Below are 21,816 nucleotides of genomic sequence, written 5' to 3' on the forward strand. Positions count from 1 at the left end.
CCCCGCTCCGGGGGGCGGGGGGGCGCCCCCCGTCCTCCCGGCGCGGGGCCTGCGAAAACGGCTGGGGCCCCCCCCCCCCCGGGGGGGGGGGGGGGCCCCCCCCGGGGGGGGGCCCCCCCGGCCGCCCGGTCTGTCGAGCCATCGGCTCAGTAGCGGTACTGCTCCGACTTGTACGGGCCCTCGACCGGGACGCCGATGTAGTCGGCCTGCTCCTTGCTCAGGACGGTGAGCTTGACGCCCAGCGCGTCCAGGTGGAGGCGGGCGACCTTCTCGTCCAGGTGCTTGGGCAGCACGTAGACACCGATCGGGTACTCGTCGGTCTTGGTGAACAGCTCGATCTGCGCGATGGTCTGGTTCGCGAAGGAGTTGGACATCACGAAGGACGGGTGACCGGTCGCGTTGCCGAGGTTCAGCAGGCGGCCCTCGGAGAGGACGATGATGGTGTGGCCGTCCTCGAAGCGCCACTCGTGGACCTGCGGCTTGACCTCGGTCTTCACGATGCCCGGGAGCTTGGCGAGGCCCGCCATGTCGAGCTCGTTGTCGAAGTGACCGATGTTGCCGACGATCGCCTGGTGCTTCATCTTCACCATGTCCGAGGCAAGGATGATGTCCTTGTTGCCCGTGGTGGTGATGAAGATGTCGCCGATCGAGATGACCTCGTCCAGCGTGGTGACCTGGTAGCCGTCCATCGCCGCCTGCAGCGCGCAGATCGGGTCGATCTCGGTGACGATGACCCGGGCGCCCTGGCCGCGCAGCGACTCGGCGCAGCCCTTGCCCACGTCGCCGTAGCCGCAGACGACCGCGACCTTGCCGCCGATCAGCACGTCGGTGGCGCGGTTGATGCCGTCGATCAGCGAGTGGCGGCAGCCGTACTTGTTGTCGAACTTCGACTTGGTGACCGAGTCGTTGACGTTGATCGCCGGGAAGAGCAGCTGGCCGTCCCGGTGCATCTCGTACAGGCGGTGCACGCCGGTGGTGGTCTCCTCGGTGACGCCCTTGATGGTGGCGGCGACCTCGGTCCACTTGCGCGGGGACTCGGCCAGGGTGCGGTTGAGCAGCTCCAGGATGATCCGGAACTCGTCGTTGTCGGCGGTCGACGGGTCCGGCGCGGTGCCGGCCTTCTCGAACTCCACGCCCTTGTGGATCAGCAGCGTGGCGTCACCGCCGTCGTCCAGGATCATGTTGGGGGTCTGGCCGTTCGGCCAGGTCAGCGCCTGCTCGGTGCACCACCAGTACTCCTCCAGGGTCTCGCCCTTCCAGGCGAAGACCGGGACGCCCTGGGGGTTCTCCGGGGTGCCCTCCGGGCCGACCGCGATCGCGGCGGCCGCGTGGTCCTGGGTGGAGAAGATGTTGCAGGAGCACCAGCGGACCTCGGCCCCCAGCGCGGTGAGCGTCTCGATCAGCACAGCGGTCTGCACGGTCATGTGCAGCGAGCCGGTGATCCGGGCGCCGGCCAGCGGCTGGCTGGCGGCGAACTCCTTGCGGATCGACATCAGGCCGGGCATCTCGTGCTCGGCCAGCTGGATCTCCTTGCGGCCGAACGGGGCCAGGGAGAGGTCGGCGACCTTGAAATCACCGGTGGTGTTCGACGACATGCGTGGGTACTCCTCGCTGCGTGGGCCTATGCGTACGGGTGTGCTTGACGGCAGAGCGGCCACCGAGGCGGCGCCCTGCTGCGCGGCACAATCCGTCGGAGGACCTCTCTCCCTCGACCCGGAGTCAGACCGGATCGACCGCCATCTGCAGCGACGTTTGGCACTGGTGACGAATCTACACCGAGGGCGCACGACTGCGGGGCGCACCGGCCGGATTCGGCCGCGCTGCGTCCGGCGGGCCGGCTCGGACGGGCTCCGGCCGGTCAGGCCCTAGTGGCCCGGCCCGCCGGGGGTGGCCTCGGGGTGCGGGCCGGCGGCGGCCTTCTCGGCTGAATAGATGTCAGGCTCCAGGTAGATCGCGCGCGCGATCGGCACGGCCGCGCGCACCCGGACCTCGGCCTCGTCGATGATCCGGGCGATGCGCTCGGCGCTGTCCTCGCGGCGCACCCCGATCTTGGCGGCCACCAGCAGCTCCTCCGGCCCCACGTGCAGGGTGCGCAGGTGGATCACGGCGGTGATCGCCTCGCCCTCCAGCAGCGCGGCGCGGATCCGCTGGACGGAGTGCTTGTCGGCCGACTCGCCGATCAGCAGCGACTTGGTCTCCAGCGCCAGCACCACGGCGATGGTGCCGAGCAGCAGCCCGATCGCCAGGGTGCCCACGCCGTCCCAGATCCCGTCGCCGGTCAGCACGGTGAGCCCGACGCCGAGCAGCGCCAGCACCAGGCCGATCAGCGCACCGGCGTCCTCCAGCAGGACCACCGGGAGCTCGGGGGCCTTGGCCCGCCGGATGTAACCGGCCCAGCCCAGCGCGCCCTTGGCTGCCGAGGCCTCGCGCACCGCGGTGCGGAAGGACCAGCCCTCCATCGCGACGGCGAACAGCAGCACGCCCACCGCCCAGCCCCAGCCGTGCAGTTCGTGCGGGTGGCGGATCTTCTCCACTCCCTCGTAGAGGGCGAAGAGCCCGCCGAGGCTGAAGAGCACGATGGCGACCAGGAAGCCGTAGACGTAGCGCTCCCGGCCGTAGCCGAAGGGGTGCTCCTCGTCGGCGGCGCGGCGGGCGCGCTTGCCGCCGATCAGCAGCAGCACCTGGTTGCCGGAGTCGGCGACCGAGTGCACCCCCTCGGCGAGCATCGAGGAGGAACCGGTGAACGCGAAGGCGGTGAACTTGCTGACCGCGATGGCCAGGTTGGCGCTGAGCGCCGCGACCAGTGCTCGGGTACCGCCTTCGGTGCTCACCGGTGGGGCCTCAGAGGGTGACGGTGGCGCGGAACAGCACGCCCTCGCCGGCCAGGGTGGTGGTGCTGCCGGTGGCCGGCAGGTAGGCGGACCGGCCCTTGGCCAGTTCCAGTCGCTGCCCGGCGGCGTCGGTCAGGGTGACCGCGCCCTCGGTGCAGAGCAGGATCTGGGCGGTGCGCCCGGCCACCTCGCGCTCGGTGCCCGCGGTCAGGGTGAAGCGGGAGAGGCGGAACTCGTCGATCGGGACCGGGAACAGCTCCTCGCCGTCCTCGCTCGCGACCGGGCGCTGCACGCCCGGGTCGCCGGACTCGAAGACGACCACGGCGAGCAGCTCGGGGACGTCGACGTGCTTGGGGGTCAGCCCGCAGCGCAGCACGTTGTCGGAGTTGGCCATGATCTCCACGCCGGTGCCCTTGAGGTAGGCGTGCGGGACGCCCGCGCCGAGGTAGAGCGCGTCACCGGGCTGCAGCTGGACGAAGTTGAGCAGCAGCGCGGCCAGCACCCCGGCGTCGCCCGGGAAGTGCTTGGCGGCGTACGCGTAGCCGGCCCAGGTGGGTGCCCAGGGCGAGGCGGGCTCCTCGGCCAGCGAGCGGTCCAGCGCGTCGGCCAGCTCCTTGACGGCGACCGCGACCACCGACGCGTCGGTGGTGAGCACGGTGGCCAGGGTCTCGCGCAGCGCCTGCCCCTCGGGCTTGGTGCGCAGCAGGTCGATCAGCGGGGCCAGGCCCGGGACGCCCAGACCCTCCATCAGGTCGGCGGTCGCCAGCGGGTCGCGGAAACCGCACAGGCCGTCGAACGGCTCCAGCGCGCAGATCAGCTCGGGCTTGTGGTTGGCGTCCTTGTAGTTGCGGTGGCCGGCCTCGATCGGCACCCCGGCGGCCTCCTCGGCGGCGAAGCCCGCGCGGGCCTGGGCCAGCGAGGGGTGCACCTGGAGCGAGAGCGGGATCTCGGCGGCCAGCACCTTGAGCAGGAACGGCAGGGTCGGGCCGAACTTCGCGACGGCCTCGGCGCCCAGCTCGGCGGCCGGGTCGGCGGCGATCACCTCGTTGAGCGGCTGCGCGCCGGCGCCGCGGTCCACCCGGGAGGGCTCCCCGGGGTGGGCGCCCAGCCACAGCTCGGCCTGCGGCTCACCGGTGGGCTGCTCACCGAGCAGGGCCGGGATCGCGGTGGTCGAGCCCCAGGCGTACGGGCGGACGGTGTTGGCGAGTCGGTCCATGTAGCGGCCCTGCTCCTTATTGGTGTTCTGCACAACGTGGTCGAGGCCATCAGACCCTAGCCGACCAGCCTTCGGTGCTGTTCCGCCAGTCCTCAGTGCTGTTCCGCCAGGCCCAGGTAGACGGCGGCGAAGTCGGTCAGCGCGATCAGCTCGGCCAGCGCGTGCACCGGCTCGGGGCGCAGACCGGCCAGCTCGGTCAGCCGGACCTCGTGGTCGGCGAGCAGTCGGCGCACGCGGCGCACGGTCGGGGTGGCCGGACCCGGCTCCGGGGCGGCCTGCGGATCGAGGGGCTCGGCGCCCGGCACCTCCTCGCGCGGGGTGTGCCGCAGCAGCAGGACCTGCAGCGACAGCGGGTCCGGTTCCTCGATCCGGTCGCGGAAGAAGTCCGCGGGGTCCGCGCCGGTGCCGAACCGGCCGGTGATCATGCCCCGGTGGGTGCTGAGCACCTGCGGCAGCTGACCGGCGACGGCGGGGCGCCCGGCCCGGTCGGCGAGCACCGCGGTGAACCGCTCGGCGGCCACCGCGGCCAGCGGACCCTCGCTCCACAGCAGCGCGACGGTGCCGGAGAGCTGGGCGGCCAGTTCCTTGGCGGGGTTGCGGTAGGCGGCGGCGTCCGGCCGGTGCCGGACCGCCAGCTCGTCCAACAGGTCGGCGGTGGCATCGAGTTGAGCGATGGGGAGATCGATCGCACCGATCCGGTCGGCCAGCGCGAGCAGCGGGGTGAGGTAGGCCCACAGGGCGCCCAGCTCCTCCGCGGGGAGGTCGGGCTCGCGGGCCTCGTACTCCTCCTCCAGGGGGGTGGCGGGCACATACGGCAGCGGCATCCCGCGCACCTGGAGCGCGGCCTCGGCCAGCGGGCGGCCTTCAGGGGCGATCACCGCGATGGCGCAGCCGCTGGCGTATGCCTGCTCGGCCAGGCTGATCAGGCCGGCCTCGGTGCCGTCGGCGGAGCAGAGCACCAGCAGGTCGAGCGGTCCGGCCCAGCCGGGCAGCTGCCAGCTGAGGCCCTCGCTGAAGAGGGCGGCGGGCCGGGCGTCCACCGGGGCCAGCGGCTGGACCAGGGTCCCGTTGCCGGCCAGCGCGGCCAGCGCCTGACCGGCCGTCAGTGCACTCCCGTGCCCGGCGACCAGAATGCCGCGCGGGTGTCCGTCCGGCTGCATCGAGGCCAGGCCCGCGGCCTGGGCCAGGCGCAGCGCGGTGCGGACCCGGGCGCCGGCGGAGGCCAGCGAGAGCAGGGCGTGCTCCCGGTCGGCGCGCTGGAGGGCGGCCGGGTCGTCGAGCAGGCTGTCGTCGAGCATGCGGCTGGACCTCCAGGTCCGCTCTCTGCGGTGACGGGGACTCAGGCGGGGCGACGGGCCTCGTCCACGAGGAGCACCGGGATGCCGTCGCGGACCGGGTAGATCAGACCGCAGTCGGCGCCGGTGCAGATCAGCTCGGGCTGGTCGGCCTCGCCGCTCTCGCGCAGCGCGGCATGGCAGCTCGGGCAGACCAGGATCTCCAGCAGGAACGGTTCGAGCGTCATGGTGTACGGGCTCCGTCGGGTCGTTCGGGTGGCGCGACGAACAACGGATCAGGCGCGGACGATCGCGAGCACCGCGTCGCGCAGCTCGGCCATCTTGGCCGGGTCCTTGGCCTCCACGTTCAGGCGCAGCAGCGGCTCGGTGTTGGAGGCGCGCAGGTTGAACCACCAGTCGGCACCGGCGATGGTCAGGCCGTCCAGCTCGTCGACCTTGACGCCCTCCAGCGAGCCGTAGGCGGCGCGGACCTCGGCGGCCTTGGCGGCCTGGTCGGCGACCTCGCTGTTGATCTCGCCGGAGGCCGCGTAGCGGTCGTACTCGGCGGTCAGCGCGGAGAGCGTGAGCTCCTGGCCGCCGAGCGCGGCGAGCACGTGCAGCGCGGCCAGCATGCCGGTGTCGGCGCGCCAGAAGTCGCGGAAGTAGTAGTGCGCGGAGTGCTCGCCACCGAAGATCGCGTCGGTCTCGGCCATCTCCTGCTTGATGAAGGAGTGGCCGACCCGGGTGCGCACGGCCTTGCCGCCGTGCTCGGCGACGACCTCGGGCACGGTCCAGGAGGTGATCAGGTTGTGGATGATCGTGGCGTTCGGCTCGCCGTTGGCCCGGGCCCGGGCCAGCTCGCGCACCGCGACCAGGGCGGTGATCGCGGACGGGGAGACCGGCTCGCCGCGCTCGTCGATCACGAAGCAGCGGTCGGCGTCGCCGTCGAAGGCCAGGCCGATGTCGGCGCCGACCTCCTTGACCTTGGCCTGCAGGTCGACCAGGTTCTTCGGGTCGAGCGGGTTGGCCTCGTGGTTGGGGAAGGTGCCGTCCAGCTCGAAGTACATCGGCACGACGTCGAGCGGCAGGCCGTCGAAGACGGTCGGGACGGTGTGGCCGCCCATGCCGTTGCCCGCGTCCACCACGACCTTGAGCGGGCGGATCGCGGTGAGGTCGACCAGGCCGAGCAGGTGGTCGGCGTAGCCGCGCAGGCTGTCCTGCTGGGTCAGCACGCCCGGCTTCACGTCCACGGCCGGGACGGCCACGGTTTCGACCCCGTCGGCATCCTCGTGCAGCCACGACTGCACCAGCTCGCGGATGTCCGCCAGACCGGTGTTCTCGCCGACCGGGGCAGCGCCCTTGCGGCAGAGCTTGATCCCGTTGTACTGCGCGGGGTTGTGGCTCGCGGTGAACATCGCGCCGGGCAGGTCCAGCTTGCCGCTCGCGTAGTACAGCTGGTCGGTGGAGCACAGGCCGATCTCGGTGACATCGGCGCCCCGGGCGGCCGCGCCCTCGGCGAAGGCCCTGCTCAGGCTCGGCGAGGAGGGGCGCATGTCATGCCCGACCACGATCGCGGTCGCGCCGGTGACCTGCACGAATGCGGCGCCGAAGGCACGGGACAGGTTCTCGTCCCACTGGTCCGGGACGACGCCTCGCACGTCGTAGGCCTTCACGAGCTGCTTGAGGTCGCGCACTGCGGCTCCACCCTGGTCTGTGTGCTGGATCGGGCTCCGGTCGGCCCACGGTCACGATACGTCGCGCCACGGGTACGGGTGACCACAGGGCCCCGTCCCGGGCAGGGGAGCAGCGTACCGGGTGCTGATGTCCGCTTCGGAACGCTTCCGCGTCCTGGCAGCGCCCGGTTGTGGGAGTGATCGGTTCCGGGAGCGCTCGGCTCCCGGGCGGTGATCAGTTCTCGGGCGAGCGGAGCACCCGCAGGTGGGCCCGGCGGCCGACCTCCGCGGGATCGCTCTCGGTGGGCCGCACCGGGCGCGGGCCGCGGTCCTGCGGGCGGGCCGCCTCGCGCACGGCGTTGGCCAGCGCCTCCAGGTCATCGCTGCTGCGGCGCATCGGGCCGCTCTCGGTGGCCAGGCGGACCACCTCCCAGCCGCGCGGAGCGGTCAGCCGCTCGGCGTGCTCGGCGCACAGGTCGTAGCAGTGCGGTTCGGCGTAGGTGGCGAGCGGGCCGAGTACCGCCGTGGAGTCGGCGTACACGTACGTCAGGGTCGCCACGGCCGGTCGGCCGCACGCGGTCCGCGAACAACGACGTACAGGGCTCACGAGGGTGGACGGTACCGCAACCACGCCCGGCTGGCTAAGACCCGGTGCGTCGCGATGGTTCGTGTCGCGTCGCAGCGGGTTCGCGGGCCGGCTCGGATCGGTGTCCGCATGGTCCATTTCCTGGCCTCCAAGGACTACGCTCGTCACTGATATGGACAGCTCCGCACCGCCACCGCCCGCGTCGCCGCCACCCGCGGGGTCGCCGCCCGGCCCGCCGCCGCCCACCGGGCCGGCGCCTGGTCCGCGGCGCCGCGACCGGCACGGGCGGGGCCTGCGCGGGCCGTTGGCACCGCCGCAGGTTCCGCTCTCGCTGAGCCGTTCCGAGCTCTTCGAGGACTACGTCCGCGAGTCGGTCGAGCGTCTGGAGCGGCGCTGGCCCCAGCTGATCGACGTCGAGTTCGAGGTCGACGAGGTGCCCGAGGCTCTGCCGGGCGAGCCCGACGAGCCGGCCGGCGGCGGGGTGCCGCTCGGCATGGTGGTCGGTGCCCGACAGGGCCGCAAGAGCCGGATCGTGATCTACCGCCGCCCGGTGGAGATCCGCGCCAAGACGCGCGACGACCGGGCGGCGCTGGTGCACGAGATCCTGATCGAGCAGGTCGCCGAGCTGCTCGGGCTCTCGCCGGACGCCATCGATCCGCGCTACGACGAGGACTGACAGCCGCTCAGGCAGTCTCCCGGGCCCGGTCGACGCTAGTGCACCAGCACTCCCGGGTCCGGGTTGGCCTGCGGGATCTGCACATAGCTGTGGTCGTCGCGCAGCGCCTGGACGGTGAACATCGGCACGTTGTTGCTGGGCACCACCAGCACCCGCGCGGCCACCACCGGGCCACCCGAGACCGACTCCACGGTGAGGCCGAACGTGCCGTTGCCGCCTGCGGGTTCGGGCGAGGCGACGGAGATCGTGGCACCCGCCGGGACCTGGACGGTCTGGGTGTTCGGGGTGCCGCCGCCGGTGCTCGCCGAGGCCGTCAGCTTGACGGTGGCGGCATCACCCGTGGCGGTGATCAGCACAGTGGACGTGCCACCACCACGGGTGTCGGCCACGCTGGCCCGCCGGCCCACCGGGTCGGTGCCGGTCAGCCAGGCCGAGTCGCTCTTGCCGTTGGCGGAACGGTCCACCCGCATGGCGGCCACCACCGGGGTGGGGTGCTGCGGGTCGCTGGGGGTGAGCCGCAGCGCGGAGGCCTGCTGGCGGGTGATCTGACCGAGGTCGACCGCGTTCACCATGCCCGCCTTGACGTGGATCGTCTCGTGCCCGGCCGGGGTGAACCAGCCGTTCGGGCCGGAGAGCTGGACCTTCAGGTCGGCGTCGTCGCTGCCGCCGGGGGCGGCCACGATCAGCCGGGCCGCCGACAGGTCGCCGGGCAGGCCGGGGATCGTCACCGAGGGGGCCGGGTCCACCGAGGCGGGGATCCAGTCGGCGCCGGCCGAGCCGTCGGCGGCGTGCAGGAAGGCGCCCACCCGGCCGCTGCGGGCGCTCACCTCCACCGCGAGGTCGCTGACCTGGTCGGTGATCACGCTGGTCAGCAGTACCGCCAGCGAGCTGCCCGGCGGCACCGTGATCCCGGTTGCCGCGTCGCTGTCGATCGGGCCGTTGGCGCCGTACAGCCGCAGGTCCACCACGGCGGCGGTGGCGTCCGGGTTGGTCAGGCTGACGTAGTCCTTGCGGTCGCCCGCGGTGCTGGCGCCGGCGAACCAGAAGTGGGTGCCCGAGGCCGCGCAGTTGACCGCCGACAGGCCCTGGCCGTGCGGGTCGGTGACGGTGGTCGTCTGGGTGACCGTGAAGCCGGGGGCGTAGCTGCCGGTGGCGGTCGCGATGGTGCCCACCGCGCTGTCGCCGTTGTCGGCCTGTGCGCCGACCGGCACGCCGGGCTTGGTCAGGGTGACCAGGGCGTTCGCTTGGCCGGCGTTCTGGGCCTGGCCGGGCGACGGAGCGGGAGCCGGCGAGCCGGACGCGCTGCCGGCGGCGGCCGCCGGCGGAGCCACGTCGCGCAGGGTGGCGCTGCCGCCCTGGGCCGGGCCGCCGTTGCCCGGGGTGAAGGCGGTGATCTGGGTGCTGCCGGTCACGCCCTGGATCGGCTGCGGGCAGATCACCGCGGTCCGCTCGACCTGCGCGCCCACCGGAGCCCCGGCGGGCGGCCCGGCGGGCGAGGCCGGGGGACGCAGCTCGGCGACACCGAAGACCAGACCGAGCACGGCCGCGCAGGCCAGCAGCGACACCCCGGCACGGCTGCCACCGGCGCCGCCGAGCGGGGCGGCCTCAGCGGGCGGGGTGGGCGGGGCGAACTCGGCGGGCTCCACCGGGCCGGACGGCTCGTCGGCCGAGCGGCCTCGGGAGAAGGCGGGCAACTTCATCGCGGGTCAGCTCCGTATCGCGGGTCAGCGCCGTCATGGTGCTGCGGGTGGCCGCCGTAGGAGGGGTCGTCCGGGTCGTACGGCTGACCCTGGCCCGGCAGCCACGGCTGCTGCTCGGCGCCGCCCTGGTAGCCGTTCTGGTCGTAGCCCTCGTAGCCGTACTGCGGCGGGTAGGGCTGCTGGGTGTACGGGTCGCCCTGGTAGCCGGGGTCGGCGTAGGGCTGCTCCCCCGGCTGGGCCACCGCCGCGCCCTGGCCGGGGTACGGCTCGGCGGCGTACGGCTGCTCGCCCGGGTAGCCCTGCGGCTGGGTGGCGTAGTTCGGCTGGTACGTCTGCTGGGCCGCGTACGGGTCGTAGCCGTAGGGGTCGGCCTGGCGGAAGTCCTCCTCGCCGTAGCCGCCCGCCTGGTACTGGCCCTGGGCGTAGGGGTCGGCCGGCTGGGCCGGGTCGGCGCCCGGGTACGGCTCGCCGGTGGGCTGGGCCGGGATGCCGCCCGGGCCGCCGTACACGCCGAGGTCCGCCTCGCCCGGCTCCTCGCCGGCCTCGCCCTCACCGCGTTCGGCCAGCCGGCGCGCCCGGCGGCTGCCGGGTGCCGGGGCCTGCGCTGCGGCGGCCAGCGCGGCGGCGGCCAGCACCTCGTCGGGCAGGTCGTCGTCCTTGGTGCTGCGCCGCCCGGGCAGCGCGAGCACCAGCAGGGTCAGACCCAGCAGCAGCTGCAGGGCGATCCAGCCGGTGTGCAGCAGCGGGGTGTCGCGGTCGACGGTGAGCTTGCCGCCGCCGGCCGGCAGCTGGAAGCCCTGCGCCCAGCCGTCCACGGTGACCGGGGTGAGCTTGCTGCCGTTCAGGCTGGCCTGCCAGCCCGGATCGGCCTGCTCGGCCAGTCGCAGCACCCGCCCGGCCGGGCCGGCCGGGATGGTGGTCGTGATCGTCTCGGTGCCGGACGGCACCGGCACCGGCACGGTGTTCGGAGCGTTGATCACCGCACGGGTCGCCGGGACGCCGCTGACCTGCCAGAGCGCGGTGTTGTTGTCCTGGTTGCCGCCGATCAGACCGGGCGTGGTGTCCAGCACGTTCTGGGCCTTGGCGATCATCGGACCCTCGACCAGCACGTAGGCCACGCCGTAGCCGGCCAGTGCGCTGGCCTGGTCGGCGCCGGAGCCGGCCAGCAGGTTGCCGACCAGCTTGGTCAGCCGGTCCTTGGTGTCACCGCTGGTGTCCACCGTGCCCTCGGCCTGGCCGAGCGTCAGACCGGCGCCGCGGACCAGGCTGAAGTGGACCGAGCCGGCCTGCGGGTCGCCACTGAGCACCAGGGTGCGGGAGCGGTCGGTGGTACCGGCCTCCTCCGCGATGAAGGCGGGCACCTGGCCCGCCCCGGAGCGGTGCAGCGGGCCGTCGGCGCCGCTGACGGCCCACCAGCAGGCGGTGCCCAGCGGGGCCAGCACGGCGGTGGCCACCACCAGGGCGGCCACCGGCTGGCGCCAGCCGAAGGCGATCCCGGCGACCCGGGCGTTCGCGCCGTCGGCGCCGATCGCGGCGGCCGCCAGCAGGGCGATGCCGCTGAGCAGGGTGGCCGGGCCCGACCAGGCGGCCACCGGCAGGCCGCCGGAGGCCGGGGTGACGCTGGTACCGGCCACCGCCACCGCGAAGAGCAGTCCGACGGCGGCCGCGCCCCAGGCCGCCAGCACCGCACGGCGGCGGTCGGCGCGCAGCAGCGCGGCCAGCGCGGCGAGCAGCACGCCCGCCGAGAGCCAGACCGGCGGCACGCCCGAGCCGCCCGGGTTGACGAGCAGCAGGCCCGCCGCCGAGGCCCGGTGCCCGCTGAAGCCGGGCAGACCGGCCTCCAGCAGCAGCCGGGTCGGATGCGCGAGCACCTGGGGGAACCAGGGCGCGAGCACCAGCACGGGCACGCCCAGGATCGCCACGACCCGGGGGCCGAGCAGCCGCAGCGCCGATCCGCCGCTGCCGTAGGCGCCGCCGCGCAGCACCGCGGCCACCAGCGCGGCCAGCGCGAGCGGCACCGCGATCGCCCAGATCAGCGGCACGAAGGCGGTGCACAGGGTGAGCAGCAGGATGGTCATCCAGGTGGACCGCCAACCCGGGCGGGCGCCGCGGGCCGCGGTCTCGGTGCGGATGCCGAGGCCGGCCGAGACGGCGGCGGCCCGGGCCAGCGGGGGCAGCAGCACGGCGAGCACCGCGGTGCCGAGCCGGCCCTGGGCGATGGCCCCGGTGGCGGCGGGCAGCAGCGCGTAGGCGGCGCTGGCCCAGCAGCGGACCACCTTGGAGCCGAGCAGCGGCCGGGAGACCAGGTAGGCACTGACCGCGGAGAGCGGCACCGCGAGCACCAGCACCAGGGTGACGGCCAGCGCGGCGTGGTCGAACAGCAGCCAGGAGAGCACCGAGAGGACCGCGAGGTAGGGCGGGGCGGTGGCGGTACTGCCGGTGCCGATCGGGTGCCAGGCGGCGGCGTACATGTTCCACAGGCCCGACGCACCGTCAGCCGCGGGCAGCAGCGAGCCGCCGAGCAGCGAGCCGGAGCCGAGCAGGTTGCGGCCGGCGACCAGCGTGACGAGCAGCAGGGCGGCGAAGAGCACCGGCGCCGGGCGCCGGGCCAGGCGCTTGATCAGCGCGAACTGCTCGACCTCCAGCACGTCCTGGTCGTCGTCGCCACCGGTGGCCTCGACCGAGCCGTGCCGGCCGATCGCGTTGTCGTCCGTGCCGCCGATGCCCAGCGAGCCGATCGCGGTCTCCGCCGCCAGGCGGGCGGTGGCGCCGGGCGGCGGGAACAGGCCGCGGTCGTCCAGCGCGTCGAAGGAGCGGGTGCGGGCGCGGCGTTTGCGGGCGGCCAGCAGGCGCGGCAACCGGACCAGTTCGTGGCCGAGGCCGGCCACCTCGTCCAGCGCCTGGCGCGGGTCCTTGCCGATCAGGTTGGCCAGCACCCGCAGCACGGTGCCGAGCACCAGTCGCAGCAGGACGTACGGCAGCACCAGGCCGCGGGAGTTGGCGAGCAGCGTGTAGACGGCGCCGGCCTTGTCGACCCGGTGCGGGTGGGCGGCGCCGCAGTCGATCGCGCGGCGCTCGCGACTGGCGGCCTCGGCGTGGCGCAGCACCGCGTCGGGGGCCACCACCACCCGGTGGCCGGCGGCGTTGACCCGCCAGCAGAAGTCCGTGTCGTCGCGCATCAGCGGCAGCGCCTTGTCGAAGCCGCCGAGCTGTTCGAAGACGTCGCGGCGCACCAGCATGCCGGCGGTGGAGACGGCGAGTACCGGGCGGACCTGGTCGTGCTGGCCCTGGTCCTGCTCGCGCCGGTCCAGGCCGGTCCAGCGGCGCCCGGAGCGGGCGATGGTGACACCGACTTCGAGCAACTGGCGCCGGTCGTACCAGCTGCGCAGCTTGGGGCCGATCACGGCGGCGGACGGGGTGCTGTCGGCGACCTGGAGCAGCCGGCGCAGCGCGTCGGTCTGCGGTTCGCAGTCGTCGTGCAGCAGCCAGAGCCACTCGACGGGCTGGGTCTCGCGCGAGCTGCCGGCGTTGAAGTCGTCCGCCGAGGCGAGCGGGTCGCCGAAGTCGTCCCAGCCACCGGTGACCGGGTCGTAGCCGGACGGGTCGAGGCTGTAGGGGAGGTCTTCCGGACGCAACGGCGGGCTGTTGAAGACGGCCTCGGCCACCGCGGTGCCGAAGCCGGCCCGGCGGCCGAGCACGGTGGGGCCCGACTCGGGCAGCCAGTCGCCGAGGGTTTCCTGCAGCAGTTGCGGGGAAGTGTCGGTGCTGCCGGTGTCCACCGCGAGGATGCGCTGCACCTGGCGGTCCTGGCCGAGCAGGCCGGCCAGCGCCTGCGGCAGCCAACGGGCGCCGTCGTGGCTCACGATGACGGCGGTCACCAGGTGGCGCGGGTACGCGGGCGGCCGGGCGCCGCCCGGCCAGCCGCGGTTCAGCTGGGGGGATGACGGCTGGTCTGGGTAGCCGTGCTGCTGGCTGTAGGCAGTCATCGAGTGCGCGAGCCCCGGTTCCGGTGGACGGCAGGTGGCGCACCACACTAACGGCTTCGGCTAAGAGGGTCCGCCAGTAGGGGGCCGCGGGGGCCGGGGCGGGGCCGGGGAGCGGCCCGGGGTTGCCTTGGGGCCGTTGTGGGGCCGCTGTGGGGCTCGCGTTGACCTCAAGGGGCGCACGGAAATGCAAAAGCGCCCCGCCGTTTCGGCGAGGCGCTTGCACAATCGCGGTGGATACTGCACAGATTCTGCAAAGAAGGGGAAATCCCCGCCGGATGCCGCCTCAGACCGCACTCTTCTTGAGCCGCCGACGTTCGCGTTCGGACAGACCGCCCCAGATTCCGAATCGCTCGTCGTTGGCGAGGGCGTACTCCAGGCATTCGGACCGCACCTCGCAGGCCAGGCAGACCTTCTTGGCCTCGCGGGTGGAACCGCCCTTCTCGGGGAAGAACGACTCAGGGTCGGTCTGGGCGCACAGCGCACGCTCCTGCCAACCGAGTTCCTCTTCCTCTTCGATGTCCTCACCGATCAACAGCTCAAAGAGCTCGCTCATTGGCGCGCCTCCTCTGCCCCTCTTGGCGTCCCCGTGCGTGTGTGCCGCAAGCACCGACTCCTGCACTGGGTTCGGCCGAACGACACGACTGAAATTACATGTGCGTCACTCTGGCTCAGTCAAGCCGAGCTCTGGTATTGGGTCGCGAATTCACTCCCCGGAACCAAGCGGCTACAAATAGTGTACATATTCGGACAGAACGGACTTTCCGCAGCTCGCGGCCGAGGCCCGTCATCCGGACCCCTCGTCTCCGCCCGTTGGCGGAGACGAGTACCGGGCCGATCCGGTTGCCGACGCCGCCTGCGATGACCTGGAGGCGCCGAGGCCGACCTGGTGGCGCGAAGCCGCCAGGCACCGCTCGCAGCCGCCCCCGAGTCGCCAAGGGCCTGCTCAGAGGACCGAGACAGCCACCGGCACACCGGGCCTGACCAGGGATCAACCAGGTCAACCGGCTGCCTTCCCGGCAATCTGGACATCGAAACATTGAGTCGGACTTATCACCTGATTCGGTGCTTGGTCCGTGATGTCCCTCTCATGGCCCTACGGGCGGACTTGACACGAAGCCCGGCGAGCCTGTCTCCTGTAACGCATGTCAGAGTCCTACGCCCCGCGGAGCCGCCACGTGCTGCTCCGGCGTGCCGCGAGCGCTCTGTGTTGCCGTCGCTGCTCCTGTTGTCGCTAGGCGCGTCGGCTCTTCTCTGTCCTCCGGGCTCTCCATCCCTGACCCGGACGGTTTCCAGCCTCGGCGCGCCGCACCAGGACCACCGAGGCCGCCCGCGTGTCTGACCCTGTTCCGCGGACCCGGCTCCCCCGCCCCAGCTCCGCCGACCAGCCGCCGAGGACCGCATGATGCGTGGCCGAATCCGCCCCCGTAAGCGCAACCGCGACCGCAACAAGCCCGCCCGCCAGGCCGCCGCCCGCCGCCTGACCGCCGCCGCGCCGCTGCCCGCCGCTGCGCCACTGTCCACCGCCGCCAGCTGGGCCGACGGGCTCAGCGATGTGAGCATCGCCGGCGACCCGCTGGCCTTCCCGCACCTGGCCCGCACCGACCTGCCCGCCCACCCCACCACGGTGGCCGACTACGTCCGGCTGGTCCGCGAGATCGCCGCCGACCGTGACCGCTGGGCACCGCTGGTCCGCTACGACGCGCTGACCCGCTGGTACGCCCGGCTGGAGACCGGCCAGGGCTACGAGGTCTGGCTGCTCAGCTGGCTGCCGGGCCAGAGCAGCGGCTTCCACGACCACGGCTCCGCCACCGGCGTCATGACGGTGGTTCAGGGTGAGCTGGTGGAGCGCTCGCTGACCGTGCCCCCGCAGACGGTCCCCCGCTCCGGCGCGTCCGGCGACGAGCGCACCCGCACGCTGCGGCCCGGCGGCCATCGCGTCTTCTCCGGCGGCTACCGGCACGAGGTGGTCAACGCCGCGCTGGAGCCGGCCGTGAGCATCCACCTGTACTCGCCCGGCCTGACCGAGATGAACCAGTACGACTCGGTCGCGATCGAGCGCGAGCTGGAGGCGGAACTGCCGTAGCCGACCGCCGTAACTGCGGGACCGCCGTGGGCGCCTGGCAGGATGGGCGCATGCGTATCGTGGCATTGGCAGGCGGGATCGGGGGTGCCCGCTTCCTTCGCGGGCTCAAGGACGTCGTGGCCCCCGGCGACGAGATCACCGTCATCGGCAACACCGGGGACGACATCCACCTCTTCGGGCTCAAGGTCTGCCCCGACCTGGACACCGTGATGTACACGCTCGGCGGCGGGATCCACGAGGAACAGGGCTGGGGCCGGGCCGAGGAGAGCTTCGCGGTCAAGGAGGAGCTGACCGCCTACGGCGTCGGCCCGTCCTGGTTCGGGCTCGGCGACAAGGACTTCGCCACCCACATCGTGCGCACCCAGATGCTCGGCGCCGGCTACCCGCTGAGCGCCGTCACCGAGGCGCTCTGCGACCGCTGGCAGCCCGGCGTGCGGCTGCTGCCGATGAGCGACGACCGGGTGGAGACCCACGTCAAGATCACCGACGGCGAGGGCACCCGCGCGATCCACTTCCAGGAGTACTGGGTCAAGCTGCACGCGGCCGTGGACGCCGAGGCGATCATCGCGGTCGGCGCCGACACCGCGAAGCCCGCCCCGGGCGTGCTGGAGGCGATCGCCGCGGCCGACGTGATCCTCTTCCCGCCGTCCAACCCGGTGGTCAGCATCGGCACCATCCTGGCCGTGCCCGGCATCCGGGAGGCGGTGGCCAGGGCTGCCGCGCCGGTGGTCGGACTGTCGCCGATCATCGGCGGCGCACCGGTGCGCGGGATGGCGGACAAGGTGCTGGCGGCCGTCGGTGTGGCGGCCTCCGCCTCGGCGGTGGCGCTGCACTACGGCGCCGACCTGATCGACGGCTGGCTGGTGGACGAGGCCGACGCCGAGGCGGTGAGCGAGGTCGAGGCGGCCGGCATCCCCTGCCGGGCCGTCCCGCTGCTGATGTCCGACCCGGCGGCCACCGCCGCGATGGCCCGCGCCGCGCTGGAGCTGGCCGAGCAGGTGCGCGGATGAGCCGGTCCCTCTCGATCCTGCCGGTCCTCGGGATGCCCGAGATCGAGCAGGGCGCCGACCTCGGCGAGCTGATCGTCAAGGGCCTGGAGCTGCGCTCCGGCGACGTCGTGGTGGTCACCTCGAAGATCGTCAGCAAGGCCGAGGGCCGGCTGATGCGGGCCGACGACCGTGAGGCGGCGATCGACGCCGAGGCGGTGCGGGTGGTCGCCCGGCGCGGCCGCACCCGGATCGTGCAGAACCGGCAGGGCCTGGTGATGGCCGCGGCCGGTGTGGACGCCTCCAACACCGCGCCCGGCACCATCCTGCTGCTGCCGCTGGACCCGGACGGCTCGGCCCGCCGGATCCGGGCCCGGATCCAGGAACTGACCGGCCATCAGGTCGGCGTGCTGATCACCGACACCTTCGGCCGCCCCTGGCGCAACGGGCTGACCGACGTGGCGATCGGCGCCGCCGGCGTGAGCGTCGTGGAGGACCACCGCGGCCGCACCGACAGCCACGGCAACGAGCTGGCCCTGACCGTCACCGCCACCGCCGACGAACTCGCCGCGGCGGCCGACCTGGTGAAGGGCAAGGCCACCGGCACCCCGGTCGCGGTGGTGCGCGGCCTGCCCGAGGCGCTCACCGAGGCGGACGGCGCGGGCGTCAGCCCGCTGATCCGGTCGCTGGAGGACGACATGTTCCGCTACGGCACCTCGGAGGCGATGCGGGCGGCGGTGACGATGCGCCGCACCGTGCGGGAGTTCAGCACCGAGCCGGTGCACCCGCAGGCGATCCGCCGCGCCGTCGCGGCTGCCGTCACCGCGCCCGCCCCGCACCACACGATGCCGTGGCGCTTCGTGCTGCTGGAGACGGCGCAGGCGCGCACCGCGCTGCTGGACGCGATGCTCGCCGCCTGGCAGCGCGACCTGCGGGAGCTGGACGGCTGGGACGAGGCCCGGATCGCGCGCCGCACCGCGCGGGGGGACGTGCTGCGCAACGCGCCGTACCTGGTCGTGCCCTGCCTGGTGATGGCCGGCTCGCACGACTACCCCGACGCCCGGCGGGCCGGGGCCGAGCGCGAGATGTTCACCGTGGCGATCGGCGCGGCAGTGCAGAACCTGCTGGTCACGCTGGCCGGCGAGGGCTACGGAACGGCCTGGGTGTCGTCCACGATGTTCTGCCGGGACACCGTGCGCGAGGTGCTGGAGCTGCCGGCCGGGTGGGACCCGATGGGCGCGGTGGCGGTGGGACGGCCGGCGGCTGTGCCGCAGGACCGGCCGGAGCGGGCGGCGGACCCGTTCATCACGGTGCGGTGAGTTCGACCCGGCGGCTCGAGCTCGTCGTCTACCCGCCGGCCTGGGCCTTTCGGAACAGCAGGCGGGCCTGCGGTGCCCCGCCCGGGCGATCCGACTCGCTGATCAACCGGGCCTGCGCCACCAGGCCGGCCCGGGCGGCCAGTTCGGCGATCCGCTCGGGAGGCAGCAGGTAGAGGTCCATGGCGATCCGGTGACCGTAGCCCTCCTCCTTGCGCCGCCGCTCGTCGCCGACGTGGAAGCCGAGCAGCAGGTGGCCGCCCGGGGCCAGCACCCGGTGGAATTCGGCGAGGACCGTCGGCAGCACCTCGGGCGGGGTGTGGAGGATGGAGTACCAGGCCAGCACGCCGCCGAGCTCGCCGTCCGGCAGGTCGAGCGCGGTCATCGAGCCGACCTCGTACCGCAGGCCCGGGTGGTCCCGGCGGGCCACCTCGACCATGCCCGGCGACAGTTCGATGCCGAACGCGTCCAGGCCGAGGCCGTGCAGATACGCCGTCACGTGGCCGGGCCCGCAGCCGATATCGGCGACCGGCCCGCCGCCCTCGGCGCGCACGAGGTCGGCGAAGGCGGCGAGCATCGCCCGGCCCAAGTGGTCGCTCCGGAGGGCGGTGCGCACGAAGTCGGCGTAGTCGACGGCGACGGTGTCGTAGGAGGCCCGGATCTCGCGCAGGTAGGTCGGCTCGGTCACGCCGCCGAGGCTACCGCTGCGAAGGTCAGGTCAGGCCGGGCTCCGTCGACACAACCCGCACTGCCCGCGCTGCCGCACGGCTGTCCCCCAGCATGGTCCGTTGATCGTCACAGCTGACCGCGGACTCCAACGGAACGGAGGGAGCACCCCGCGCCGGGCACCCTGGCGCCGTACCCCGCACGGGCGCGAGAGAATGTGCGGATGAACGAGAACATCCCCGACGACGCCCCCACCTCCGCCATCGAGCGCCGCGCCCAGCTTCTGGAGGCGATGCGCCAGGGCGGTGGCGGCTGGGACTGGACCCGCGCCCGCGAGACCTACAAGGTGTACCCCGACCCGCGGACCGTGCGCCGCGACCTCGAACAGCTCCGCAAGGCGGGCTCCGTCTACCGCGACCGCGAGACGGGGCTCTACTCGCTCTCGTGACTCGCGACTCGCGACTGGCCGGCCTCACCGCCGCCGGTGGTCGTTCGGCGCCAGGCGCGGGCCGTAACGGGGCGGGCGCAGGCCGGTGAGCGCGATCAGGCGGCAGACGCGGTGCCGGTGCGGCGCGTACGGGGCGAGCAGGGCCAGCAGGTCGGCGTCGTCGGAGCGGGGACGGCCGGCCAGCGCCCAGCCGACGATGTTGGGCAGGTGGAAGTCGCCGACCGAGACCGCGTCGGCATCGCCGTTGCTGCGCTGCAGGGTCTCGGCGGCCGTCCACTCGCCGATGCCGGGGACGGCGGTGAGGCGCGCGAAGGCCTCGGCGTGCGGCATCCCGGCGGCCTGCTCCAGCCGCGGGGCCAGCCGGACGGCGCGCTGGATGGTGGCCGAGCGCTTCGGGTCGACGCCCGCGCGGTGCCACTCCCAGGACGGGATCAGCGCCCACTCGCGGGCCGAGGGGGCCACCCGCATCCCCTCGGCCGCGCCGCCGGCCTGCGGGCCGGGGGCCGGGGTGCCGAAGTCGCGCAGCAGCAGGCGCCAGGCACGGTAGGCCTCGTCGGAGGTGACCTTCTGCTCCAGGACCGCCGGGATCAGCGACTCCAGCACCAGGCCGGTGCGGCACAGCCGCAGCCCCGGGTGGGTGCGCCGGGCCTCGCGCACCGGCCCCGGCGGCAGCGGCGCGAGGCCCGCCGGATCGTCCTCGGCGCCGAGCAGCACCGGCAGCCGCTCCAGCAGCCAGCCCGCCCCCGGACCCCACGCCCGCGCCCGCACCTCGCCGTACCGCTCGACCATGCGCAGCGTGCCCGGCCCGGCCGGGGTGCGCGAGGCACGCCAGAGGGCGCCGTCGTCGCCGAGGCGGCAGGCCGGGTCGCCCGGGCCCCGGCCCAGCGGGGCGAGGGTGCGGTGCAGGTCGAGCGGGTGGCCGGGGAGCCAGACCCGTTCGAGCGGGAGGTCGTTCACCCTGCCAGTCTGCCGCCCGCGGGTGACAGCGCGGGCGGTGGCGCAATTGACGGGGCGTGAGCCTGCCGCCCCCGACGACGGCAGGAGCGGCAGGATCCGCCACGTGGCGCGGACCGGGGCAGGCCCTAGCGGCCTTGCAGGTGGGCGGCGCGGCTGCGGATGTCGCCGAGGCGGGCGTAGAGGGTGTCGCCGGGGCAGTCGGTGGCGAAGGCGTCCCGGTGGCCGGAGATCGCGTAGAAGGTGTGGCTGGTGCCCTGCGGGTAGCGGCTGCCGTCGCTGGCGGAGGTGAGGGTGGCGGTGCCGGCCGCGTCGCGGCTGCCCAGGCCGAGCTTCCAGGCGGCGATCTTGGTGATGCCGTCGACCTGGGCCTGCGGCGGCGAGTCGGAGGTGTAGGTGCCGAGCGCGGCGACGCCGGAGGAGTCGGTGTTGAAGCCCAGCGTGTGGGCACCGAGCACCGAGCGGGCCACGCCCCCGGCCCGGCCCTCGTAGATCGTGCCGCAGCGGTCGACCAGGAAGTTGTAGCCGATGTCGCGCCAGCCGTTGGTGACCACGTGGTACTGGTAGATCGAGCGGATCACCGAGGGCGAGTCGGCGCAGCCGTAGTCGTTGCCGGTGTCGGTGTGGTGGACGAAGACCACCTTGACCGTGCCGGTGTAGACGTAGCCCGACTCCCGCAGGCTCTCGTCCGCGCCCCAGCCGGACCGGGTGACGATGCCGGGCCTGGGCGCCGTGTGAGCGGCGGCGTGCAGCCGGTGCGAGTCCGCCGGCTGCGGCGACGCCGCCTCGGCCGGCAGCTCGGCCCTGGGGACGGCGGTCCGCGTGCCCGGGTCGACCAGGTCGACCCGCAGGCCCTGCGGCAGTTCGGCGGCGCCGTGGACCCGCACCTGCACGCCGTCGCTGGGCCCGACCCACAGCGGCGCGGTGGCGCCGCGGGCGTGCGGGCCGCGGCGGGCCTCCAGGCCCTGGCCGGTGCTGTCCTCGGTGTCGGCCGAGAGCGGGCGCCAGGCGCTCCAGGCGGCCTGGCGCCCGCCGCCGGACGCCGGACGGGTGCGGACCTCGACGGTCCCGCGCAGCGTGGCGGTGGGGTCGTCCCAGCTGACTCCGAGCAGCGCGAAGCCCGCGGTGCTGGGGGCGTCCAGGCCGCGCGTCAGCGCACCCCGGGTACGGTCCGCGCCGCCCTGATCGTCCCCGCCGTCCGGCTCGCCCGCGCGGTCGGCGTCCGCCGCGGCGGCGGACAGCGGGGTGAGGGCGAGCGTGGTGGTCCGGGGGGCGCTGGTCCGCTGGGCGGTGGGCTGGTGGGGCCGGGCCGGCGCCGCACCCGCGGCCGACGCGGGCATGAGCAGGGCGGCGGTGCAGCCGAGGCCGAGAAGGGGGATCAGTGAAATGCGCATAAAAGGGATGATGCGTTCATATCGGAC

At 73.9% G+C, this 21,816-nt stretch carries 18 protein-coding genes; 5 read left to right on the forward strand and 13 right to left on the reverse strand.

Annotated elements, in window-relative coordinates:
* Positions 1 to 146: 146 nt before the first annotated feature.
* The 7 genes from ahcY to ACFZB9_RS11445 all read right to left on the reverse strand — a co-directional run bounded on the left by ahcY (position 147) and on the right by ACFZB9_RS11445 (position 7,601).
* Positions 147 to 1,595, reverse strand: a complete 1,449-nt coding sequence (ahcY, locus tag ACFZB9_RS11415; RefSeq protein WP_391445947.1) for an adenosylhomocysteinase — start codon at positions 1,593 to 1,595, stop codon at positions 147 to 149.
* A 270-nt stretch (positions 1,596 to 1,865) separates the two neighbouring features.
* Positions 1,866 to 2,831: a cation diffusion facilitator family transporter gene (locus ACFZB9_RS11420; RefSeq protein WP_391445949.1), complete on the reverse strand. Its 966-nt coding sequence runs from the start codon at positions 2,829 to 2,831 to the stop codon at positions 1,866 to 1,868.
* Between the two features lie 10 nt (positions 2,832 to 2,841).
* A complete protein-coding gene (manA, locus tag ACFZB9_RS11425; RefSeq protein ID WP_391446723.1) occupies positions 2,842 to 4,047 on the reverse strand; it encodes a mannose-6-phosphate isomerase, class I in 1,206 nt (401 codons plus the stop codon).
* Between the two features lie 92 nt (positions 4,048 to 4,139).
* Complete coding sequence (locus ACFZB9_RS11430) at positions 4,140 to 5,345, reverse strand: SIS domain-containing protein (RefSeq protein WP_391445951.1); 1,206 nt, start codon at positions 5,343 to 5,345, stop codon at positions 4,140 to 4,142.
* 41 nt (positions 5,346 to 5,386) lie between these two features.
* On the reverse strand, positions 5,387 to 5,569 hold the full coding sequence (locus tag ACFZB9_RS11435) for a Trm112 family protein (RefSeq protein ID WP_391445953.1): 183 nt from the start codon (positions 5,567 to 5,569) through the stop codon (positions 5,387 to 5,389).
* Positions 5,570 to 5,617: 48 nt separating this feature from the next.
* The gene (locus ACFZB9_RS11440) at positions 5,618 to 7,015 is read right to left on the reverse strand and encodes a phosphomannomutase/phosphoglucomutase (protein ID WP_391445955.1); all 1,398 of its coding nucleotides are present in this window, start codon (positions 7,013 to 7,015) and stop codon (positions 5,618 to 5,620) included.
* 214 nt (positions 7,016 to 7,229) lie between these two features.
* Positions 7,230 to 7,601 carry a DUF3499 domain-containing protein gene (locus ACFZB9_RS11445; protein ID WP_391445957.1) on the reverse strand — a complete coding sequence of 124 codons (372 nt, stop codon included), beginning with the start codon at positions 7,599 to 7,601 and terminating at the stop codon, positions 7,230 to 7,232.
* A gap of 151 nt (positions 7,602 to 7,752) precedes the next feature.
* Here ACFZB9_RS11445 and ACFZB9_RS11450 point away from each other — a divergent pair, with 151 nt between their 5' ends.
* Positions 7,753 to 8,256 carry a metallopeptidase family protein gene (locus ACFZB9_RS11450; RefSeq protein ID WP_391445959.1) on the forward strand — a complete coding sequence of 168 codons (504 nt, stop codon included), beginning with the start codon at positions 7,753 to 7,755 and terminating at the stop codon, positions 8,254 to 8,256.
* A 35-nt stretch (positions 8,257 to 8,291) separates the two neighbouring features.
* Here the strand turns inward: ACFZB9_RS11450 and ACFZB9_RS11455 are convergent, their stop codons facing one another.
* The 3 genes from ACFZB9_RS11455 to ACFZB9_RS11465 all read right to left on the reverse strand — a co-directional run bounded on the left by ACFZB9_RS11455 (position 8,292) and on the right by ACFZB9_RS11465 (position 14,495).
* Positions 8,292 to 9,956 (reverse strand): DUF5719 family protein, encoded by a 1,665-nt coding sequence (locus ACFZB9_RS11455; protein WP_391445961.1) that lies wholly within the window; start codon positions 9,954 to 9,956, stop codon positions 8,292 to 8,294.
* Positions 9,953 to 13,942, reverse strand: coding sequence for a glycosyltransferase (locus tag ACFZB9_RS11460; protein WP_391445963.1), 3,990 nt, complete (start codon positions 13,940 to 13,942; stop codon positions 9,953 to 9,955). The genes ACFZB9_RS11455 and ACFZB9_RS11460 overlap by 4 nt, the downstream gene beginning before the upstream one ends.
* Positions 13,943 to 14,225: 283 nt before the next feature.
* Positions 14,226 to 14,495, reverse strand: coding sequence for a WhiB family transcriptional regulator (locus ACFZB9_RS11465; RefSeq protein ID WP_035848588.1), 270 nt, complete (start codon positions 14,493 to 14,495; stop codon positions 14,226 to 14,228).
* Between the two features lie 849 nt (positions 14,496 to 15,344).
* On the opposite strand from ACFZB9_RS11465, the gene ACFZB9_RS11470 reads away from it, so the two are divergent.
* The 3 genes from ACFZB9_RS11470 to ACFZB9_RS11480 are packed head-to-tail and all read left to right on the forward strand — an operon-like array spanning position 15,345 to position 18,330.
* Entirely contained in the window at positions 15,345 to 16,025 is a 681-nt protein-coding gene (locus tag ACFZB9_RS11470; protein ID WP_391445966.1) for a cysteine dioxygenase, read from the forward strand.
* A gap of 50 nt (positions 16,026 to 16,075) precedes the next feature.
* Complete coding sequence (gene cofD, locus ACFZB9_RS11475) at positions 16,076 to 17,035, forward strand: 2-phospho-L-lactate transferase (RefSeq protein ID WP_391445968.1); 960 nt, start codon at positions 16,076 to 16,078, stop codon at positions 17,033 to 17,035.
* The gene (locus ACFZB9_RS11480; protein WP_391445970.1) at positions 17,032 to 18,330 is read left to right on the forward strand and encodes a coenzyme F420-0:L-glutamate ligase; all 1,299 of its coding nucleotides are present in this window, start codon (positions 17,032 to 17,034) and stop codon (positions 18,328 to 18,330) included. Before cofD ends, ACFZB9_RS11480 begins: the two co-directional genes overlap by 4 nt.
* Positions 18,331 to 18,358: 28 nt before the next feature.
* On the opposite strand, the gene ACFZB9_RS11485 is transcribed toward ACFZB9_RS11480, so the two are convergent.
* Complete coding sequence (locus ACFZB9_RS11485) at positions 18,359 to 19,015, reverse strand: class I SAM-dependent methyltransferase (protein ID WP_391445972.1); 657 nt, start codon at positions 19,013 to 19,015, stop codon at positions 18,359 to 18,361.
* Positions 19,016 to 19,216: 201 nt separating this feature from the next.
* Between ACFZB9_RS11485 and ACFZB9_RS11490 the strand changes: the two genes are divergently transcribed.
* Positions 19,217 to 19,441 (forward strand): hypothetical protein, encoded by a 225-nt coding sequence (locus ACFZB9_RS11490; protein WP_391445974.1) that lies wholly within the window; start codon positions 19,217 to 19,219, stop codon positions 19,439 to 19,441.
* Positions 19,442 to 19,465: 24 nt separating this feature from the next.
* Here the strand turns inward: ACFZB9_RS11490 and ACFZB9_RS11495 are convergent, their stop codons facing one another.
* Together ACFZB9_RS11495 and ACFZB9_RS11500 are read right to left on the reverse strand one after the other, a co-directional pair.
* On the reverse strand, positions 19,466 to 20,398 hold the full coding sequence (locus ACFZB9_RS11495; RefSeq protein ID WP_391445976.1) for a DNA-3-methyladenine glycosylase family protein: 933 nt from the start codon (positions 20,396 to 20,398) through the stop codon (positions 19,466 to 19,468).
* 125 nt (positions 20,399 to 20,523) lie between these two features.
* Positions 20,524 to 21,789, reverse strand: coding sequence for a peptidoglycan recognition protein (locus tag ACFZB9_RS11500; RefSeq protein ID WP_391445978.1), 1,266 nt, complete (start codon positions 21,787 to 21,789; stop codon positions 20,524 to 20,526).
* Between the last annotated feature and the right edge of the window lie 27 nt (positions 21,790 to 21,816).

The organism is Kitasatospora sp. NPDC008050 (assembly GCF_042957465.1).
In the GTDB taxonomy this organism is placed as follows: Bacteria; Actinomycetota; Actinomycetes; order Streptomycetales; family Streptomycetaceae; genus Kitasatospora.

Bases quoted from the DNA above. Each gene is read 5' to 3' on its own strand.
- ahcY (WP_391445947.1), bottom strand. From the start codon at position 1,595: ATGTCGTCGAACACCACCGGTGATTTCAAGGTCGCCGACCTCTCCCTG.
- manA (WP_391446723.1), bottom strand. From the start codon at position 4,047: ATGGACCGACTCGCCAACACCGTCCGCCCGTACGCCTGGGGCTCGACC.
- ACFZB9_RS11430 (WP_391445951.1), bottom strand. From the start codon at position 5,345: ATGCTCGACGACAGCCTGCTCGACGACCCGGCCGCCCTCCAGCGCGCC.
- ACFZB9_RS11435 (WP_391445953.1), bottom strand. From the start codon at position 5,569: ATGACGCTCGAACCGTTCCTGCTGGAGATCCTGGTCTGCCCGAGCTGC.
- ACFZB9_RS11450 (WP_391445959.1), top strand. From the start codon at position 7,753: ATGGACAGCTCCGCACCGCCACCGCCCGCGTCGCCGCCACCCGCGGGG.
- ACFZB9_RS11455 (WP_391445961.1), bottom strand. From the start codon at position 9,956: ATGAAGTTGCCCGCCTTCTCCCGAGGCCGCTCGGCCGACGAGCCGTCC.
- ACFZB9_RS11460 (WP_391445963.1), bottom strand. From the start codon at position 13,942: ATGACTGCCTACAGCCAGCAGCACGGCTACCCAGACCAGCCGTCATCC.
- ACFZB9_RS11465 (WP_035848588.1), bottom strand. From the start codon at position 14,495: ATGAGCGAGCTCTTTGAGCTGTTGATCGGTGAGGACATCGAAGAGGAA.
- ACFZB9_RS11470 (WP_391445966.1), top strand. From the start codon at position 15,345: ATGCGTGGCCGAATCCGCCCCCGTAAGCGCAACCGCGACCGCAACAAG.
- cofD (WP_391445968.1), top strand. From the start codon at position 16,076: ATGCGTATCGTGGCATTGGCAGGCGGGATCGGGGGTGCCCGCTTCCTT.
- ACFZB9_RS11480 (WP_391445970.1), top strand. From the start codon at position 17,032: ATGAGCCGGTCCCTCTCGATCCTGCCGGTCCTCGGGATGCCCGAGATC.
- ACFZB9_RS11490 (WP_391445974.1), top strand. From the start codon at position 19,217: ATGAACGAGAACATCCCCGACGACGCCCCCACCTCCGCCATCGAGCGC.
- ACFZB9_RS11500 (WP_391445978.1), bottom strand. From the start codon at position 21,789: ATGCGCATTTCACTGATCCCCCTTCTCGGCCTCGGCTGCACCGCCGCC.